Source organism: Lysinibacillus sp. fkY74-1 (assembly GCF_053165895.1).
In genome coordinates, this window is record NZ_CP170173.1 from 2,587,272 (window position 1) to 2,606,523 (window position 19,252).

Below are 19,252 nucleotides of genomic sequence, written 5' to 3' on the forward strand. Positions count from 1 at the left end.
CTACTTCATCATTGTTTTCAATTTACTGTTTCTGCTACCGAACGTCGTCGTACTGCCGTACATGGCCGTTCCCATACATAAAAGTAGGTCGTTATGTATTTGTGGGGTGTATTATTTTATTAATTGTCTCATAATAATTTCTTCGCCAATCCGTCCTATTAATCGCTCATTCGTATCTTCAAATCCTACCTTTAAATATAACTTTTGTGCTGGTATATTATCTTTATCTACAACTAAGACAAGTTCATCACAATGAGGGAATTCTGATTGAACAAACTCAACTAGTAATGTCATTCCCTGTTTTGCGTAACCTTTTCCTTGTTCAGCATGATTAATTGAAAGTGCCGATAATAACAAAGCGTTCGAATTATTAGAGTACTTCTTTACTCTTTCATTTGAATTCAATAGAAAAAAACCAACAGGTGTATGATCACTTAAAATTACAATACGATATTGTCCTTCATTGATTTCCTCAAAATTGCTTGGAAGCGCAGAGAATTGTTTTTGTTCCTCTGTAAGGACAAAAGTGTTTAACTCTTCTTTATATTCACTTATGAAATGCTTTAGTTCAACCCTGTTTAATTTCTCCATATGACCATTCCCCCAATCACTATTTCTATACTTTACCATTTAAAGTGGTTTTGGTCATTTATTTATTTGAAATTTCTAAATAAACGATACCGATGCCCTCCATTAATGAACTGTTTGGGATCCTACTCATTGATTTTCAGTACCACTGAAAGCTAAGTGGAACATCAAATAGGTATTCGTCATATGCTATAGAATGTTCTTCTACTGAAGACACTGAGTCCGTAACAAATGGTTTTATGTATGCTAGCTATAGGTAAGCCTTTGCCTCTTTCCCTACTCCGGAATATCATTGGAATGAACACTTTTATTATAGAAAATTAGATTTGCACACACTTTAACTTAATAAGAAAGACTTTTTATTTTAGTTCTTATTCTATAAGATAGATGCTAACTACTTTCGAAGGGTGTGCTTATATGTCCTATAATTTCCAAATTACATCACCAAAAATACCTACTGATTTAGAAAAAGCTAATTTTCAAGCTATTTATGACGAGGAGGAACCTTATTTATCAAATTGCATGATCGCAGATACAGTCATTGATAAGGAGGTTGTTGAAAGATTAATCGTAGCTAAGGTTATTTTTAAAAATGTCACATTCATCAATTCTTCTTTTAAAAAAATGGATGTAACGGATGTCATTTTCGAAAACTGTGATTTATCTAACTTAAACTTAAAGGAAAGCCTTATACATAGAGTGGTTTTTAAAAATTGTAAATTATTAGGTGTGAATTTTTCCGAAGCTAATCTTGGAAATGTTTCTTTTGAAAATTGTATGGCAACCTTAAGCAATTTTCCTGAGGCTCGTTTAAAACAAGTATTATTCCATAACACCAACCTACAAGGAGCTAATTATTTTGATTCCTTACTAAAGAAAGTGGCATTTCAAGAATGTGATATTAATGAGGTTGATTTTACTGAAACTTCGTTAAAGGGGATTGATATTAGTACGTGTACCTTTAAAAGACTTCAAGTATCTCTCGAAAGTTTGAATGGGTGTGAAGTATCTTCTGAACAAGCTATCGGGTTTGCTTCACTGCTCGGATTAACGGTTAAATGATACGACCAAGCAATGATTAATACACTACTCAAAACAGCCAATTATAAATAATCATTTACGTTACAGGTAGCCATTGAAGTTTATTTCTTTTTGGCTACTTTTTGTTTTATGAAAAAAAAAGCGTTTCTATTATACAGCCTTTTGTTATAAGGTAATCCGACTATTAGGAGGTGTCATAATGACCCTAAAGATTGTTAAAACACTTTTATCTATTATGATGGTGTTCATGTATTATTTGGGCTTTTGGACAGAAACCCTCACAATAAAAATTGTTATCTTCTTTCTTATGCTCGTCTTTATTTTCGAGGCAGGAATGGAAACAGGGAAGAAACAAAATAACAGCATTTAAAAAGGCTTCACTCGTTTTCCTTCCCTTCCCACCTACTTTAATTCATTTAAATATCAAGAACCTTTAGCTCTTGCATATGCTAGATTGACGTTTTTATCTTTTTTAATTAATTGCCCTTCATAATTGTTCTTTTCGCTTTCTTTATAATTTTTGATGTTTCTTTTGTTTCAGATTCTTTACTCCATTTTTCACAAAGCATTATGACAAAATCAGGTTGGGTTTTACTGGCATCATTTAACCAATTCCCTACAGAATCTTGTACATACTTTGATGGATCAGATTTCAGTTGGTTTAGAATAGGAAGGGCTTTACTAGGATTCTGTTTTAAAACTTCGATATGCTTGGCCCAAACACCACGAGGACGAATGACTTCAATAGAAAATCTTCGTATATTTTCATCCTCTTCTTTTGCCCATTCTGTTAAGAATTCTATACTATCATCAAGTTGTTGCGCTATTTCCTCTCTAATCGACATCCAAGAAATTTCTCGAACCCCAAAATGACGGTCCCCAGCGAATGGATAAATATATGCTAATTTTTCTTCCAAAGAGGAGCTTTCATTTTTATTCATAAATGCTGCCCAACAGCGAACACTATCAGAAGGATGCGTTGCAAATTTTTTAATAATATCTTCTTTTGTTCGTTCGTTTTCTTCGTTTATTGCTGTATTTAATAGTTCACCAGTTAAACGAATAGCCTTCATTCCCGATTCAGCATTCTGTTTTAACATTTCTTCTACTATACCTTCTAATTTATGAGATAATCCTATCTTAGGTAGGACATGTTTCACTAAAGAAATATGATTGACCCCCAACCATTCAGTTAAATTAACACTTTCTATTTCTCCTTCGTTCAACAACGTTAATACCTCTTCAGGGATTTCACTAACTTTTCTAGCCCCTTTTCTGTTTACTATATCTATATGAATTGGCATGAAGATATCCTCCTACTATAATTATTTTCCAAAGTAAGTTTATTATACTAATAATTTCTAATTAATTTAAACAAACTTATACATTTCCTTGAAAGAAATGGCTTAAATATGGACAAATATAAAAAAAGATTAGGACTCAAATTCATTGAGTGCCTAATCTTTTTTATATTTTCTCCTCATTGGGTTCCACATGCACATGAACTTCATATACGCCCTGCTCATGAATCATCTTATCTTCAACATGACAAGCTACATCATGAGCCTCTGTAATATCTAAATTTGCATCGACTAGAATGACAACATCAATCACTTCGTTGTTGCCATAATTTCTACCTCTAATTTCTTTAATTCCAATAACTCCGTCTAACTTTAAAATAATATTTTTGTAGTTTTGAAGTATGTTTTCATCAAATCCGTCAGAAAGTTCATGAGAAGCTTCTTTGAAAATATCCCAAGCTGTTTTACAAATTAAAAAACCTACAATAATAGCTGTTACTGTATCTAACCATGGCATATGTAATTGTGATCCAAATATACCTACTGCTGTCCCAATACTTACCCAGGCATCTGACAAGTTGTCTTTGGCAGCAGCCATAACGGCTTTACTATTTATCTTTTCAGCCAATTTTTTGTTATAACGATATACAAAATACATGACCAATGCCGATCCAAGACCTACATAGGCTGCGAAAATGTCAGGTGATTCTTTTCCACCTTGAAAAATGGAAGTACATGCACCAAATAATACTTGAATACCTACTGCCATCATAATAAAGGAAGCTACCATAGAAGCAATTGTTTCACTTTTCCAATGACCATATCGATGATCATGATCTGCAGGTTTTTGTGAAAGCTTAAGGCCTATAAGTACTGCAATCGAGGCAATAATATCAGTCGTATTATTGAGACCATCAGCCTTTAAGGCTTCTGAACCACTCATGTAACCAATTCCCACTTTTACAACAGACAAAATTATATAAGCAATAATACTTATAATGGCACCACGTTCACCTAATTTAAGATTATTGTATTTTTCTTCTTCCAATTCATTACCTCCCACTAACGTTCTGTTTTATCATAACAGCCCCACCCCGAGTGGGTCTACAGCAACCTTTTTGCCTAAGCGTACATTAGTGGAAGGGATATAAAAGAGTTGCTTACAGGAAAAATTCGTTTCCTAAAGAAGCAGTCTTCGGCCACTCCAACATTTATTTCAATATATTATTTTCACCCTCATGAATTTCCTATTGATGCCTTCTAGGTGGGCTTAAACGCTGTCGTTTTTCATGTGCTATTTTCACATATACTGTAATCTTGAGGTGATTAGATGGGGACAAAAAAATTAGTCGGCAAGGCTCGTGAAATAAATTCTTTTGCAACTGGTCAACTACCTGCGGAAAATAATCAACTGTATGATAATGTCAGACCTACAGGCTCTTTTATTGCTTCAGCCTCCCCTCTTATTTTGTCATTTTTTTAAGGAGAATTCTGATGTACGTATTAGCGATGTAAATAAACCGAAATGAGGTATTATTCCATTCGAAATGCTAAGCTTCGAGCACCATTCCAAGCATGGAAATTTTCACTACACATGGGGGACGAGCTGCTTGGTCCATTCTAGGTTCTCGACTTTCACGCTGTTCCTACAGAAGTCTCCGCTATTCGTTCCCAATGAACTTTTTGGGGAATGAAATAGATGGACAAGGCACCTTTAAAAACATAGCTCCTCAAATCCTGTTAGGACGAAAACAAGAGACAATCATTGATTTTCCCTCTTCTATTTGGGGGCGTTCTTCAAATGAATATGTTAACATCACAAAAGCCACCAAGAGGGTTCTTCTTCACGATACCTTTGGTTTACAGTAGATAGAGGTGTCTGTAATTCTTTATGTCATATTCGTTCTATCAAAAGTAAGTCGGGCATTTTACATAAGCTTTCAAGTAAGCATTTGGTTACTTTTTATTTGAATAGCAAAATCAACCATTTCCTATAATTTAGTTTGTCGCAATAATTTTTCTTTCATTAGAGCTCTATAGGTTTGGATAAATACCTTTAAACTTCCTATAACGATACATACTATACATATAGAGAGAAAGGAGGGATACTTTATGAGTTATTACGGAGGCAATAACGGCGGCGGTTACGGTTCAACATTCGTTCTAGTTGTTGTTCTATTTATTCTATTAATTATTGTCGGCGCTTCAGTTTTATATTAATCGCTCATTACTCGTTTGTCCTATATAGGAACAAATTAAAATGATAGATAGCCATTTTAGAGCCATTTTTTCCATCCCAAATCACTAGACTAAAAATCTATTACCTTCCCCAACCATAACAATATTTTCAAATTTCCTTGTGAACCTCTATTCATGAACAATTAGAGAGGGGGAGTAATGCGGTCTGCTAGATTAAGGGGTGGTTATGGCTCTAAATCATCATTTGTTTTAATGCAAGCTTAAGTTCATGTCTAAATATTAAAGGCATCCAACACTTCTCTGATGATATTGTTCGCCTCTAATGTTCATAACTACTAATATCACTTATTCTATAAAGGGTCACTATCCTCTGTGACCCTTTTTAATTCCCGCCGTTATAGCTCATGTAGCTGCTAACACTATACTCTAATAGGACGAGATCCCTAGAATAATATGGAACCATTAAGCATTTAAATCTGTTATGGCAGGGATATTAATTTCCTTTACACATGAAGCGGGTGATAAATTAACCACACATTGCACAATAGCTACAATATCTTGGACAGGGATACGTGTACCTTCATATAATTGGATGGCCTTATCAGCGCCTGCCTCATAAGGGACTTCTGCTGCTAGCTCCCCAGGATTAATGCAAGTGACAGAAATTCTGTCTTCTCTTAAATGTTCACGTAAAGCATTTGTAATGCCTCGTAAACCGAATTTAGATGTGACAAATGAAACCTGTGCATTGTTTGTATGGTCTAACCCTGCAGTTGAACCAATTAAAATAACCTTTCCATTTTTCGCTTGTCTTAAATTCGGTAAAAGTGCCTGAATATATGTAATAGTGGACGTTAGATTGATATTGATTAAATTTGAAATATCCTCGACTTCATCTCTATCAAATGTATAATCATCCTCAAATCCACGTTTTTCCCAAACCCCAACATTATAAATTAATACATCTATAGCAATTTCTTTTAATTGTTCTTTTAATGACGGTATGTGTTGTTGGCTAGACAAATCAATAGAAAGCCATTGACGATTTACGCCATCATTGATATCTAAGCTTTTAGGTCGTGTACGTGAAACTACCCATACAGTATCCCCCTTCACGGGTAAGCCTTTTACAAAAGCGTCGCCTAACCCCTGACTTGCTCCAAATACAATAATATTTTTACTCATTTTTACCACCCTTTCCATATCAGCATTAATTAGTAGATTATAGTAACTTTTACATTAAGTCCATTATGAGCTAGACCTAGGTCATCATCATTAAAAACAATATGTATGAAATATGAACAAGCACATAGTCTAGGAGCCGCTATTTATAACGGCTTGGCAAATAAAGCTTAAAAATGTAAAAAACCAGGTACTCCGCAGAGCGCCTGGCTTCCTTGTATTAGATTGAGATTTAAACATAGTTATTGGGGTAATTCAGAGGATTTTTCAAACTCAAGTATATACCCATCTATTTTTGCTTTTTCTAATACTTCTATATATTCTTCTTTTCTTTCATCTAGTCTAGAATCTTGTGTGTTTTGATAACCCGGATATAGATTGTAATCTACTGGTTTACCCATAAGTCCACCTCTTATTCTCTATTTTTTTACTCATTATAGAATATATTGATATTTTCTGACAATTGTTTTCGCTATTTTTGATTACAAAGACTGACATGACATCCTAACTGTCGCCTTATAAAAAACTAGTATCTATACTTTATTACCTATACATAGTATGTTCTAAAAGACTCACAAACCATAGGTATGGCCTACTTGCTTGTCTTAAGGAAATGGGGTAATTAACCAGCCAACAAAGAATAGAACCGTCATAAACAAAATAAGATAGCCACCAATAAAGATTCCCCACTTGCCTAGAGAACGACTGGGTCTCGAAAGGATCGCAATGAACCCAAAAACGATTGTCAAGGTAATGAAATTCTTACTAGTAAATGGAGCACCATAGCCAATGATAATCCAACTATTAACCATGATAAGCGTCCATAGGCCAATGCTAATGCTAGCCCAGCCAAAAACATTGAAAATAGTCTGCTTTAACGTACCCAATTCCATAATTTAACCTCCCCTAGTTTCATATGCTTAATCATGGTTAAACTTTGTAGCTGTTCAACCTCAGCTTTGGGTCCTGTAACGACAACCCCATATGTTTTCATATCATGCTGTTTTAAATAATGGATTCTCTCTTTTAGGTCCAGATTTTTATGAGCGGAAACAGCAGTAGCCGTCTCCTCATAATCAACTAGAAAATTTAATATGGATAAAAACGTTTGTTCATGAGAAGTAGCACCTTTAAATGGGGACCAATTTGTTTGATCTGGTTGTACAGGATAGCCAATAGGCGATACAACATTCCCATTTGCACTTAGCATGGTGTCTTCTACTCCTGTATAAATCGCTGCCCAGGTGACATCTACATTTGGCATTTGCTGAATAACTTGATCTACTGTATATAAATCATTGAAAGAAAGATACGCTTCTACAACGGTTTCATTAGGTAATCCTTTTAATTTCCTTTGCTCCTCAATTGTGTTAAATTCTCCTCGATTATTAGGATGTACTAGCCATTGATTCGTTTCAGTTGGATATTTTGGATACGATTTTTCCAGTTTTGAAGTAATCTTCTTTCCCACTAAATTATTTAACATAAAGCGTGTATCATAATGCTTCACGGGATAGACCTCGTCACCGATCTGCTTGTATTGCTCAAATGATAATCCCATCGAAAAGAGCGAAAATTCCATATCAAATTCAAGTTCCTCCAATGTCGTATTCGGTTCCGTTACATAAAGTGTCTGACTTGTCACATCCATTAAGGTTGTAGACTTTGTACCAAAGGCATAGTACAAAAAAGTGAGCATATAACAAGTGGGGACGATTAAAAGGGCAATCGTCAGCGTTGTTACAATCAGCTTCCACTTAGATGACGCAATGGCTTTTTTTATCACATTTGTTGAAGGTGCATCTCCTTTCTCACTATTCTTTGCTTGCTGTAATAATTGTTGATAAGAATCCACCTTTATTCCTCCCTTTTAATGAGTACGCGCATTTTTTTGCGACCTCGCGCTAAATGACTTTTCACCGTATTCACGTTTAATTGCAAAATGTTTGCAGCTTGCTCATTTGTACAGTCATGTACATCACATAACAAAATAATTTGCTTTTCGATTGGTTTAATTTGTTCAAGTAGGTTGATTAATTTTAAATAAGCATCTTGTTCAACGATGATTTGCTCTGGTGTATTGAAATGCATTTGATCAATTTTGTCGGAAGTTACATACCGCTTCTCTTTTCGTGTACTGTCGATATATGTATAGTAAGCTACTTTAAAAAGCCAAGGTTTGATGTCTTGAATTTCTTGACCAAGAAGGGTAATATGCGCTTTTGTAAATGTGTCCTGAAGCAAATCCTCCGCTGCACTATGATTTTTCGTAAGTGAATATAAATAGCGATATATATCATTCATATAGGTGATATATATTGTTTCAAGTTCCATCTCTTCCCACCTTTCAACCTATCCTCGTATAAAGGTCACAAAAGGTTGCAAATAATTTAAAATTATTTTAAATGTTTACTTCAAAAAAGTGGTAATACAATAAAAAACGGCAAAAATCCAAACATAATAAATGGATTTTGCCGTTTTATCTATTTTAGTTATCAGTCCGTTTACTTAAAAACACCATTAATCCATGTTCCTGATAGTCCAATTCTCTGTATAGTAAAACTGTACCTCATACACTTCTTCAGCATTCATAAAAGACATAATTCATGCTGACCTATTTAAATGTGCAAGAAAATGCTACGTTATTCAAAAATATTAATTAAGATATTTACCTTGCTTTGGGAGAGCAATTTGTTCAAAATTATCTACAAGTTTTTTTAGTTCCCTTGCCAATTCTTTACCTTCCATTGGTAATCCATGACCTGTAATCGCCACAGAAGGTTTTAAAGCTTCTAATTTTTCAACAGATTTTCGAGCGGCTTGCCAATTCGTTGTTAGATATCTAGGGGGACCACTAATTTCCTTTGTCTGTGTAATAACTTTATAAAGAGATTCTTGTTTGACAGTCACAAATGCATCTCCAACAATAAGTACTTTATCCTTTTCACGATATAATGATATATGACCTGACGTATGCCCTGGGGTGTGAATCCATTGAAAATCTGGCATAAATGGGACACTACCATCTGATGGGATTGCTTGAATGTTTTCCCCTAAATTAATGGCTTCGTTTGGAAAAATAGGAGACATTTTTGCCACCAATCCGCTACTTACAGCAGGGTCAGCTACTGGATAGTCTTGTGTTCCAGTTAAATAGGGTATTTCCAAAGCATGAGCGTAGACAGGGATATTCCATCGTTTTATTAGTTCGATAATCCCTCCCACATGATCAAAATGACCATGTGTCAGAATAATCGCTTTAGGCTGAGCATTGGAGCCAAAGCGTTCCTCAACTACCGATATTATCTCCTCTGCACTTTTGGGCATTCCTGCATCAATGAGTACAAATTCTTTTGTATTTGGGTCACCATAAAGCACAATATTTACGATTTGAATAGTATATTGATATAAATCAGGCACTACTTCTATACCAACACCACTCCCAATAGAAGTTGCCGGAATAAATTTATAGTCTTCACCATACATTAAATCTTTGTCCATATTAACTCCTCTTTCTTTAGAGATAATGCCACAACCCTAGGTTTGTGGCATTATCTCTTATTTCTTTTGCTCTTTTTCTTTTTTATTTCGAGTTTTTTAGGATTCAATTCCCATCCAATTTCTCCTTGCTCTAATTCATTCTTTTCCTTTTCTTTTGTCAATTTATTCACCTTCAATAAGTTTTAACTTATCCTTCTAGTGATGTTCTATACTTTTAACTTTATTTTTCCCGATAAATATATAACGTATAATTTGACAATAAACAGCCAATATAAAACCTGCGTAGTGTCTCACTACTTAAAGAGCTGCAGTGATTCGATCGCTGTGGCTTCTTTCTGTGCTAGCCGTTAATACAATAAATATTCTAACAACTATTAATACCTCAAATAATTTTTTTAAAAGGGTATTTCATTTCTTTTTTCACTCATACTACCTTTGGTTAAATAAAGGTGAAAACCAGAAAAGGAAGTGAAAGTATGGGTATTCTTGGTGGAAATCCAAAAGATGAACCATTGCATTACGGTGAAGTTTTTAGTGTTTGGTCAAATTTAATTGCTGATTATGGTATGATTTCAGGCTATCAAACGTTTTATAATCACGCTGGGGATGAAGATCTTAAAAAAATTATTGAAGATATCATCGAAACATGTAGGGATGAAGTAAAGCAATTAGAAAAAATTCTAAAAACGAATGGTGTTGCTTTACCACCTGCTTCACCTGAACGACCTGTAGCAAGAATGGAAGATATCCCTGCTGGTGCTAAATTTAATGATACAGAAATTAGTGCTGCACTGTCAGTAGACCTAGCGGCTGGATTAGTTGCATGTAGTCAGGCAATGGGCACTTCCACTCGAGAGGATATTGCTTTAATGTATGGCCAGTTCCATACTGCAAAAGCTCTTATCGGTGCTAAACTACTGCGTCTTAACAAAAATAAAGGTTGGCTTGTACCACCACCATTACATGTGAATTATCCTGAAAAATAAACCTTATTTCCCCTAATCGAGGCATGTAAATTATTTACAAAGAAGAATTAATGAACCTCATTAAACCTGATAAACCGGATCAACAAGCAGCACGTGTATTGCAAGAAATATTAGATGGTCGTTAAGGTAAAATGAGAATCATGATGCAATTCACAGCTCTAATTTCAGGGGCAAAGAAACACAATATGGTGATTTACTTCGTGGCGTTTTCCATGTAGAACAAATGGTATGGACCAAGCTCCTTCAGAGAAGCGGTTAGACATGTATACCCATACCATGATATTGGGTGCACAATCATCTTTAGCTGTCGATGCTCTCTTGGGTGTATGCCAATATCCTAAGTGTAGAAAGTTTGTTGAAATGGGCTATCCTAATGCTCCATTTAACTTTTTGTTAGACTCAACACTGCAGGATTCCCAGTACCAGTTATGCCAAATGCACATAGTTCTGGCCTTAAAGATACGCATCATTAATTTATACACAATCTAAGCTGTAGCGTGCGACGACGTTACAGCTGTTTTTTTATGTATAAGTAACCATAAATGACACACACTATAATGAAGTGTATCGCACGCACTGATTATGGCTGTGGCGCTAGTTGACCGTCACAGCCTCCTTATAAGTGATGAGTTACACCATTATAACTTACATAAGAGGTGTTTCAGTTGACCACATTAGGAAAATTACTGTATTTTGCTTTCCTTGTAACCCTGTTTTTAATTACAATGATTTGGGATTATTTCAAAAACGATAATTGGGCATTGTTCGAAAATTTATTCTTTTCCTTTTGGGTAGCAAGTTTTATATTCATGGCATTGCTACTTAGAAGTAAAAAAGTCGAAACGGAAAAAGCTAAAAATAGAAGCTGATTGGAAAAAATATCCAATAAACTTGTAGCTCCAGGCGTTGGAAGCTAGCTTCAGTATGAAGTTGAAATTGTTCCTAATTAAAATGGCGGAATATATAGCGTTTATGGACGCATAGCTTCAGGAACTATCATTACTGCCGAACGGTTTGTAAATTCGGAATTAACACAGATTTTCTAAATGTTAGTTCATGCCGAAAAGCCTTATACTTCCCTATAGGGCTTTCCATTATTAGCTTTGTACCAGCTAGCTTCAGCATATTCTACTTGCTCCATGTATCCTCATGGGTAAAAAAGGTAATCCATAGTACCTTATACGATTATATCTAAACATTTATTAAAAAGAATAAGTGGATTGTCGCAAGAAATCCCATGGGATAAATGATAGCTCTTGAAAACGTATTTTTAAATTCGTTTCGAGGATGTCTTTCAAATAATAAGTGTAGGATTGTATGTATGATAAAGAATATATCAAGAACCCAAAAAGTTATTGTTTGATATGGACTGAATAGTAGGGAAAGAATAATGACATAAAGTAAAAGATGTATAACTATGAATACTTGATAAGCCTTTGAATCTTTCATATCTTTTAATACGATAAATAATCGCCACTCTGAGCGCCTTATCGCATCCATTTCATGCAAAAGAAATATAGAAAGGTTTAATAAAAAAAGGATTAGCAATAAATCAGGCATATAAAACCTCCTCCATCTTTATATACCCTATATTACTACAAAATTATTTTTCAAATTCCGAGTAAATCCTCCGAAATATGTCGATATCAAGTCGCAAAAATGTTGGAATGTAAGCTTGCATGTCACATTCTCCTTTTTATGATACAATTTACACATATTACATAAAGAGGTGATAGCGTGAAAGATAAAAAGGTGGTTTGCAAGTCCTGTGGTCATGATTCTTTTACGATTGGACAAGTTGGTGGCGATTTTAATCAAGGAAATATTAGACCTATTGATTCTGTCTTTTCAGTTGGGTCCCCGTTTATTGTTACCTTTTGTAAAGACTGCGGAGAAGTAGCCTCTATTAAAGTGGAAAAACCACAATATTTTAAATAACCTCTAGTTAAACGGGTCACTCCCTCCGTTTCAGTGACCCCTAAGCGTTTTATAGTTTTCTTCTATGAAATAAGCCACCTATCACGTGTGGTCTACTTAGATTCTGCTTTTGCTATTGATCGATTCCATCTAGTCACTTGATAGCCCTTTTAAGTAGCACACTGGCTAATGTTGCCCCTTGATCCTAAGCCACTTATTGTTACATTGTTCATCTTCTGTTCCCCATCTTTCAGTATGGTTACTTTAGTGTTCCACGCAAAATTCGGTTGTAGCGAGCTCTTTTCCATTTATAATTACGGCTAGCTTATGTTGGCCTGGGTAATGCTTGCGGGTTGTCAAGTCTTTAAAATGGTGACGCCGTGTATATTGGTGACCCTCTTTTTCGAAGATACGTTCCGTTATTTTAAATAGTTTTCTTGAAGTCGCTCCATTCGCTTTGACAAAATCTATCCCATATTCGATTCGGAGCTTCTGTGGTGCAGTAGAATTTGTCTGAACAGTAAATGCAAAATCAAGGGTTTGTCCAATCGACAACCTTTCTTTTCCTAGTGTTAACTCATGGACGGTTACGTCTGGAAAGCTGTCAAAGCCGAACAAGAAAAGTACCTCAGCATCTCCTTTTCGCAATAAACCACGACATCCATGCTTAATAATCCAATCGGTGATTGAACTTTCTCCGTGCCACTCACGTGCAAGCCGTTTCACTAGTTCGGGATGATCCTTGGAAATATCATTCAAATTATTAGCGACACTTTTCTGTACATAGACAGATGGATCCTGTTTGAGCAGGTTCAATATCGGTAAGATTGGTGACGGATCCAATTTGTAAATTTCCAATGCAGATGCCCAAGGTAGCCTAGGGCGACACCCCTCACTAGCCAATCGCCTGATATGAGGATTTGGATGACTCGCCCACTCTAACATTTGATCTATCATCTTTTGTGGGTCTTTTACAATAAAAGGCCGAACAGCAAACTCTGAGCTAGAAAATTCCGTAAACACCTCTAATCCATGAATGGAGGCTTGCCAATCATCTAGTCCATTTACTTCGACAAAATCAGGCAAAAATAAATATTCCACTCCCTTACATTTAGGTGCCATTTGTATCAATATAGATAATGCCTCACGATAGGATGTCGGTAAAGTTGTCCGTAAAGAAGTACTAATATGCCTAATACGTTGTTTGAATTTTTTCGTTTCCCATTCGTCGTCATAAATTAAATTCATGAACTTATGTGAATCAAAGGCAGGGTATTCACCCTGTAATATATTTATGAATTGATGAAAGAAATCGGTTGTATATTTACCCTCAAATGTGTCAGCCATGTCCATTCCCCTTTAGTTATAGTTCAATTCGTTTAAATTAGCCGGAACTAGAAGTCTTTGTGTAATCTCCCGTGAATCAATCATAGAGACAAAAATTTGAAATGCTGACATAGACTTCAGCTTCTCCATAGCACTTCGAGCACTATCCATATCACCCCAATATATGATGTCCGTCCATTGATTTTCATTGAATGTATGTAGCAAAGTGCGGCCCTCAAATCCTGATATTTCAAGCTTTAGTAACTCCGTAAGTGCCGCAGCCGCCTGACAAAAACGATGCTTGTCAATCCCCTCCTTCAGTTCAAATAAAACAACTTCCATTACATAGTTTTGTTTTTCTAGTTCCATTTTTTATCTCCTTTTGGCTTTTGATGATGAGGTCCATGTATCCTGTCATGATGTCAAAGCTTTATAAACATTGACTTCGAGTTTTACTATACGGGATAATGGTGACAACTATTGTCACTATTAATTTAGTTTTTTAGGAGGAGGAGCTTTCCATGCACAAGGCTCAAAGACTTATTCAGCTCATGATGAAGGTCAATGAACGTAAAAAGTTTACCATTCAGGAGATGGCTGAAGAATGTGGTGTTTCACGCCGAACAATGATTCGTGATTTAATGGAACTGAGTGAACTAGGTGTCCCGCTTTATTCCGAAGCTGGGCCTAATGGTGGTTATCGTGTTTTGCGTGAAAAAGTGCTACCACCTATCAGCTTTACCGAACACGAGGCAATTGCTTTGTTCTTTGCTTGCCAATCATTACATAATTACAAAGCTCTCCCCTTCAAAAATGAAGTAAATACTGCATTAGATAAATTTTTCTACTATTTATCAAGTGAGCTAAAGCAAAAGATTGAAAGTATGCAGCAACGTCTTCTTTTTTGGGTACCTCCTCATGAATTAGAGGTGCCCTTTTTAAAGGAATTATTGGATGCTGCACTTCAACAACAGGTCGTCACAATCTTGTATGAATCCGCTACTACTAAAAATAGAACGATTCAACCTCTTGGAATCTATACGATGAACGGGTTATGGTACTGTCAGGCTTATTGTTTCCTAGCAGAGGATTACCGAGTATTTCGAATAGATCGGGTGAAAGATTTTTCTTTTGCTGAAGATCAAAGTTTGAAATTAGATATGACGAATGAGCACATCAAGTCGTGGATTATACCAGCGCACGAAGAAAATATGTTCAATCTTGAGGTAGATTTAACCCCAGAAGGAGTAAGACGTTGTCAATCAGAACTATGGTTATCCCAATGGATAGAGCTTCGTGAGAACGGACATGGGAAGATACTCGCAACAGTGAACTCTTCCTTTACACCGTGGTTAGTCCATTTTTTTCTAGGCTTAGGCATGGAGGCTAATGTAAAACATCCTCCAATAGTACGAGAACAAATTAAAAGCAAATTACAGGAACTTATGAAGCAATACAATGAATGAAGAATAAAAACCAGGTTCTCAGAGCACCTGGTTTATCTTTGTTTGCCACAGCTTCAAATATTCATGTTCATTTTTCTACTTATCCCCCTCATTCCTATATGTTTATAAAATGCAATTGCATTGGTATTGAACTCCCAAACATTTGTTCTTAGCGATAAAAATATGACTGTTTTGATTGTCAGGCAAATCTTGAAAATAAGATTTAGGCATAACCGATTCAATACTTTTAAAAACAGCTAGCTCTTCCTTAACATGTTCCTCGTGCCCCTCACTCACAAGACTATTCACAGCATAATAATCCTTATTAGTAGCTGTATAAATAGAATCATCCCCCAAAATATCCCTTTTGATATATGGTAACCTAGGGCTCATTTCAAAAACCAATCATTTATCGAGATAACGGATGACGAGCTTTTCCACCTGTGTTTTCAATGCCTGATTAGCATAGCGGAGGACTACATCATTACCTGCCGTTGCAATTTGTACATCGCTAAAATATTCATCTACACGATGCCAGCCTACCACTCGTATATGTTGCTGGCTAAGCTGTCTTTTGAGATTAAAATAGTCTTGGCGCAAATCTTTTAATAATGCATCCATTAAGGGTACAAACACGATTTTCATTTTAAATTGTTCAGCAAATCGATAATCATGCTGTACTGACTTTACAGCTAATTCCAATAATAAATACTGGTGTACTAGCTGGCGTTGTTCAGCTTTAATCATAATAATCAGCTTCTAGTTGAGCTGATTGAATAAGATGGATAGGAACACGTTTTATTGTCAGTAGTGTTTCAAGTAACAGTTCGTTTGTCGATAGATTGATGGTATGAATGATTCCCGTCCAATGCATTACTTTTCCATCGCTCCAAACATTTAATTGAACGTCTTGCTGCTGCTGATAGGCTGTATCAATGGTTTGCTGTAACTCTTCCAGTTCCCATTCTGTCAGCTCTCTCGGTTGCGTTGTATAGACTTCTTTACATTCCCTTAGTAGGTCCAAATGCTCTGGCATCATCATAGACGCCCATTTTATATTACCTCTGTCTTTTATCATCCAATCACTCCTATGCCAAATGGCCGCCAACTAAGCGATCACGTTTGATGGCTGTCCCTGCCCCAGTAAATGAAACCGCTCGTAACAGCGCTGTTGCTCCAAACCTGTTGCGTATAGCATCCATCGTAGGTCCAATGAGCTGCCGTTGGGGCTTTCTTTCATCAAATAAATCCAACTGGATACTATGCTCCCTCTCAAGATTGGATATCCTTACCGTTAGCTGCCTTGCTGGTTCTCCCGCAAAGTACTCATCCAGCAATTCTATGCACGTTTTATACATAACAAGTGTTTCATTTGTTGGTGTATCAATCGTTTTAGATCGATGAAACCCTTTGGTCATCGCATTTCGGCTATATGAAAGACCCAGGCTGATTGTACGCCCAACAAAACCTGCATCTCTCGCTCGCTTCATGACATCTTCACACATTTCTAACAGCACTATCGATATTTCTTTTCGTGTATGATAATCTCTCATTAACATTTGACCCTTTCCAAAGCTTAATGCTCCATTAGTAATTAACGGTTCCCCTAGCTTTGATAAATCGATTCCCCATGCATGGTGATATAGCTGATTGCCCATAACACCAAATCGCTCTTCTAAGTCATTCAAATCTGCATTGGCTAATCCACCAACTGTTTGAATCCCCATCTTATTTAGGTTGACTTCCATTTGTTTGCCAATTCCCCACATTTCAGATAAGGGTCTTACTGGCCAAAGCTTTTTGGGAATATCATCATATGTCCATTGAGCAAAACCAGTTTTCTTCGCTTCAAGGTCCAATGCCAATTTAGCCATTAACATATTTGGGCCCAGACCAACAGCACTTGGTACATTATATTGATCCAGAATCGCAGCCTGTATTTCTCGAGCTGCCTGTTCAGGTGATCCCCAAAGCTTTTCAGTACCCGTTAAATCAACAAAGCTTTCGTCTACACTATAAACATGTATGGCATCCACAGGAACATAATTAGCAATGAGCTTAGTAATGGTCATGGACATCTGTATAAAAAAGGACATTTTAGGTTCAAATAATTGGATATCTGGATGCTTCGGAATTTCGTACCGTCTACTGCCAGTCTTGATTTTATATTTTTCTTTCATTAATGGTGATGCAGCAAGGACTACACTGCCGGGTTGGTCGAAATTAGCTACTACAGCGACAGGCGTTTCTAAAATATCGATTCCATGTAGCATGGCGATACAGCTAGCATAAAAGCACTTCATATCGATACACATAATAGGTCTATTCGGCATTTCTTCATAGTTCATACAACCTCACGCTCTTTTCGGAAAACAGGAGTAACAGCGAGAATATTTTGGATGATAAAGGAACGCTTTGCTTGCCTCGTAAAACAGAATGCTTGCAATGAATCACCAACAATTTTAATGACTCTTACACGTCTTTTTGTGACGGAGCCATTTTTGGCTATATACATAATGTCCACTAATTGATTGCGTTGCATAGCTTTAATCAGTTGCTCTCTCATCGTAGTTTCCTCCACTATCTCTCAAAATTTTTAAAATTGGCTAATCACTTTAATTTAATGTAACTTTAGTTTCCATTCCTACAACTGTGCGTACTGGTAACGGCTTCAGGGAACCTGACTTTATCCCATTTTACGAATAGATTTCTCTGCACTTATCCTATGTAAGAACATCTGTTTGTATACATATTAGAACAAACGTTTGCTTTTTGACAAGATTAAATTTTTGGAAACAAAAAAAAGGAAAAAATAAATAGATTCAAGTTTTCACATATACTTTAACTTGTACGACGGTACAGGATTATTAAGGTGAAAGTATTAATAAAATTGCAGAGAAATGTGGATATATAATAGAAGTTTGTCGTAGTGAGGTTACATTGGAAATAAAAAGGGAATCATATTTACTCAGTCCAAACGTGGAACATGATTCCCCCATTTCATTAGATAATTCGATTAAGCTGATTTCCGATTAGAAATAAAAAAAGCAGAAATGCTGCTTTATCAACATTTCTACCTACTCCAGATTCATTTAGAACCAATTTTTTATATTACTCTGCGAAGTTGCCCATAGCAATCGAGATTCTATTCCAGCTGTTGATTTGGTTAATGAGAATTACTAAATCGACATATTCCTTCTCTGTATAATAATTACGAACTCGTTTATATACATCATCAGGTACACGCATTTCAGACACTAAAGTAATGTGTTCAGTTAATTCTAAAGCGACCTTTTCTTCTTCTGAATAGAATGTGCACTCTCTCCAAGCACTTATACAGTATAGACGTTGTTCAGTTTCCCCCATTTTTTTGGCATCAGCCGTGTGCATGTTAATACAGAACGCACAACCATTAATTTGTGAAGCACGAATTTTAATGAGCTCACGAAGTTTTCTATCAATACTATTCTTTTTCGTGTATTTCTCCATTTCCATCATTATCTTCATTGCATCAGGTGCAATGTCATAATAATCGATACGTTGTTTCATGTTACACTCCTCCGATTCAATTAAATTCCTTGATTTTGATGATAATTTAGTAAATTTCATGCATATTCAACCATGCCATCCTTGAGCAGGAAGCATTTGAAAACCACTTGTTTCGATTAAATTTACTCACTATACGGTCTCCCCACAAGAAATCAAGGATGACAATAATCGACGATTAACTTAATCGTTGATTATTATTGTCTTTAATATAAGCCTG

24 protein-coding genes and 2 pseudogenes are annotated in these 19,252 nt (G+C 35.9%); 9 read left to right on the top strand and 17 right to left on the bottom strand.

Translation table 11 applies throughout. From position 1 onward, the window contains the following. Positions 1-111: 111 nt before the first annotated feature. Entirely contained in the window at positions 112-591 is a 480-nt protein-coding gene (locus ACE1MS_RS12650; protein WP_031417856.1) for a GNAT family N-acetyltransferase, read from the bottom strand. Between the two features lie 414 nt (positions 592-1,005). Here ACE1MS_RS12650 and ACE1MS_RS12655 point away from each other — a divergent pair, with 414 nt between their 5' ends. Together ACE1MS_RS12655 and ACE1MS_RS12660 are read left to right on the top strand one after the other, a co-directional pair. After that, a complete protein-coding gene (locus ACE1MS_RS12655) occupies positions 1,006-1,650 on the top strand; it encodes a pentapeptide repeat-containing protein (protein WP_012294757.1) in 645 nt (214 codons plus the stop codon). A 178-nt stretch (positions 1,651-1,828) separates the two neighbouring features. Beyond that, positions 1,829-1,999 (top strand): hypothetical protein, encoded by a 171-nt coding sequence (locus ACE1MS_RS12660; RefSeq protein WP_171821092.1) that lies wholly within the window; start codon positions 1,829-1,831, stop codon positions 1,997-1,999. Between the two features lie 106 nt (positions 2,000-2,105). Here the strand turns inward: ACE1MS_RS12660 and ACE1MS_RS12665 are convergent, their stop codons facing one another. Further along, positions 2,106-2,933, bottom strand: coding sequence for a DNA alkylation repair protein (locus tag ACE1MS_RS12665; RefSeq protein ID WP_036167040.1), 828 nt, complete (start codon positions 2,931-2,933; stop codon positions 2,106-2,108). Positions 2,934-3,096: 163 nt separating this feature from the next. Then, positions 3,097-3,978, bottom strand: coding sequence for a cation diffusion facilitator family transporter (locus ACE1MS_RS12670; protein ID WP_036161865.1), 882 nt, complete (start codon positions 3,976-3,978; stop codon positions 3,097-3,099). A gap of 282 nt (positions 3,979-4,260) precedes the next feature. On the opposite strand from ACE1MS_RS12670, the gene ACE1MS_RS12675 reads away from it, so the two are divergent. Continuing rightward, complete coding sequence (locus ACE1MS_RS12675; RefSeq protein ID WP_012294761.1) at positions 4,261-4,413, top strand: hypothetical protein; 153 nt, start codon at positions 4,261-4,263, stop codon at positions 4,411-4,413. A gap of 629 nt (positions 4,414-5,042) precedes the next feature. Then, positions 5,043-5,150: a YjcZ family sporulation protein gene (locus ACE1MS_RS12680; RefSeq protein WP_080695207.1), complete on the top strand. Its 108-nt coding sequence runs from the start codon at positions 5,043-5,045 to the stop codon at positions 5,148-5,150. A gap of 441 nt (positions 5,151-5,591) precedes the next feature. Here ACE1MS_RS12680 and ACE1MS_RS12685 read toward each other — a convergent pair whose 3' ends face one another. From ACE1MS_RS12685 to ACE1MS_RS12710, 6 genes are all read right to left on the bottom strand, one after another. Beyond that, on the bottom strand, positions 5,592-6,314 hold the full coding sequence (locus tag ACE1MS_RS12685) for an SDR family NAD(P)-dependent oxidoreductase (protein WP_416277619.1): 723 nt from the start codon (positions 6,312-6,314) through the stop codon (positions 5,592-5,594). 239 nt (positions 6,315-6,553) lie between these two features. Next, positions 6,554-6,712 carry a hypothetical protein gene (locus tag ACE1MS_RS12690; RefSeq protein WP_008177317.1) on the bottom strand — a complete coding sequence of 53 codons (159 nt, stop codon included), beginning with the start codon at positions 6,710-6,712 and terminating at the stop codon, positions 6,554-6,556. Positions 6,713-6,916: 204 nt separating this feature from the next. Next, positions 6,917-7,204: a hypothetical protein gene (locus ACE1MS_RS12695; protein ID WP_031417863.1), complete on the bottom strand. Its 288-nt coding sequence runs from the start codon at positions 7,202-7,204 to the stop codon at positions 6,917-6,919. Next, complete coding sequence (locus ACE1MS_RS12700) at positions 7,186-8,166, bottom strand: anti-sigma factor (RefSeq protein ID WP_012294765.1); 981 nt, start codon at positions 8,164-8,166, stop codon at positions 7,186-7,188. Before ACE1MS_RS12700 ends, ACE1MS_RS12695 begins: the two co-directional genes overlap by 19 nt. A 2-nt stretch (positions 8,167-8,168) precedes the next feature. Beyond that, complete coding sequence (locus ACE1MS_RS12705; protein WP_031417864.1) at positions 8,169-8,645, bottom strand: sigma-70 family RNA polymerase sigma factor; 477 nt, start codon at positions 8,643-8,645, stop codon at positions 8,169-8,171. A gap of 321 nt (positions 8,646-8,966) precedes the next feature. Beyond that, positions 8,967-9,812: an MBL fold metallo-hydrolase gene (locus tag ACE1MS_RS12710; protein ID WP_289448903.1), complete on the bottom strand. Its 846-nt coding sequence runs from the start codon at positions 9,810-9,812 to the stop codon at positions 8,967-8,969. Positions 9,813-10,288: 476 nt separating this feature from the next. On the opposite strand from ACE1MS_RS12710, the gene ACE1MS_RS12715 reads away from it, so the two are divergent. The 3 genes and pseudogenes from ACE1MS_RS12715 to ACE1MS_RS12725 all read left to right on the top strand — a co-directional run. Beyond that, positions 10,289-10,798 (top strand): DUF3231 family protein, encoded by a 510-nt coding sequence (locus ACE1MS_RS12715; RefSeq protein WP_447402385.1) that lies wholly within the window; start codon positions 10,289-10,291, stop codon positions 10,796-10,798. 50 nt (positions 10,799-10,848) lie between these two features. After that, positions 10,849-11,271, top strand: a pseudogene (locus tag ACE1MS_RS12720) (hypothetical protein). A gap of 447 nt (positions 11,272-11,718) precedes the next feature. Beyond that, positions 11,719-11,844: pseudogene (locus ACE1MS_RS12725) on the top strand (ATPase); the annotation flags it as partial. 145 nt (positions 11,845-11,989) lie between these two features. Here the strand turns inward: ACE1MS_RS12725 and ACE1MS_RS12730 are convergent. Further along, the gene (locus ACE1MS_RS12730) at positions 11,990-12,358 is read right to left on the bottom strand and encodes a DUF6713 family protein (protein ID WP_031417867.1); all 369 of its coding nucleotides are present in this window, start codon (positions 12,356-12,358) and stop codon (positions 11,990-11,992) included. A 177-nt stretch (positions 12,359-12,535) separates the two neighbouring features. Between ACE1MS_RS12730 and ACE1MS_RS12735 the strand changes: the two genes are divergently transcribed. Further along, positions 12,536-12,736: a hypothetical protein gene (locus tag ACE1MS_RS12735; RefSeq protein ID WP_447402386.1), complete on the top strand. Its 201-nt coding sequence runs from the start codon at positions 12,536-12,538 to the stop codon at positions 12,734-12,736. 243 nt (positions 12,737-12,979) lie between these two features. On the opposite strand, the gene ACE1MS_RS12740 is transcribed toward ACE1MS_RS12735, so the two are convergent. After that, positions 12,980-14,062 carry a DNA alkylation repair protein gene (locus tag ACE1MS_RS12740; protein WP_197223637.1) on the bottom strand — a complete coding sequence of 361 codons (1,083 nt, stop codon included), beginning with the start codon at positions 14,060-14,062 and terminating at the stop codon, positions 12,980-12,982. A 12-nt stretch (positions 14,063-14,074) separates the two neighbouring features. Further along, complete coding sequence (locus tag ACE1MS_RS12745) at positions 14,075-14,410, bottom strand: hypothetical protein (RefSeq protein WP_447402387.1); 336 nt, start codon at positions 14,408-14,410, stop codon at positions 14,075-14,077. A gap of 152 nt (positions 14,411-14,562) precedes the next feature. On the opposite strand from ACE1MS_RS12745, the gene ACE1MS_RS12750 reads away from it, so the two are divergent. Next, positions 14,563-15,507: a helix-turn-helix transcriptional regulator gene (locus ACE1MS_RS12750; protein WP_197223635.1), complete on the top strand. Its 945-nt coding sequence runs from the start codon at positions 14,563-14,565 to the stop codon at positions 15,505-15,507. 384 nt (positions 15,508-15,891) lie between these two features. Here the strand turns inward: ACE1MS_RS12750 and ACE1MS_RS12755 are convergent, their stop codons facing one another. The 5 genes from ACE1MS_RS12755 to ACE1MS_RS12775 form a co-directional block, all read right to left on the bottom strand. Next, positions 15,892-16,233, bottom strand: a complete 342-nt coding sequence (locus tag ACE1MS_RS12755; RefSeq protein ID WP_012294775.1) for a hypothetical protein — start codon at positions 16,231-16,233, stop codon at positions 15,892-15,894. Next, entirely contained in the window at positions 16,226-16,564 is a 339-nt protein-coding gene (locus tag ACE1MS_RS12760) for a YolD-like family protein (RefSeq protein WP_197150204.1), read from the bottom strand. Before ACE1MS_RS12760 ends, ACE1MS_RS12755 begins: the two co-directional genes overlap by 8 nt. A gap of 10 nt (positions 16,565-16,574) precedes the next feature. Next, positions 16,575-17,834, bottom strand: coding sequence for a Y-family DNA polymerase (locus tag ACE1MS_RS12765; protein ID WP_447402388.1), 1,260 nt, complete (start codon positions 17,832-17,834; stop codon positions 16,575-16,577). Beyond that, positions 17,831-18,052, bottom strand: a complete 222-nt coding sequence (locus tag ACE1MS_RS12770) for a transcriptional regulator (protein WP_031417871.1) — start codon at positions 18,050-18,052, stop codon at positions 17,831-17,833. The genes ACE1MS_RS12765 and ACE1MS_RS12770 overlap by 4 nt, the downstream gene beginning before the upstream one ends. A 545-nt stretch (positions 18,053-18,597) precedes the next feature. Continuing rightward, a complete protein-coding gene (locus tag ACE1MS_RS12775; protein WP_012294779.1) occupies positions 18,598-19,035 on the bottom strand; it encodes a carboxymuconolactone decarboxylase family protein in 438 nt (145 codons plus the stop codon). Between the last annotated feature and the right edge of the window lie 217 nt (positions 19,036-19,252).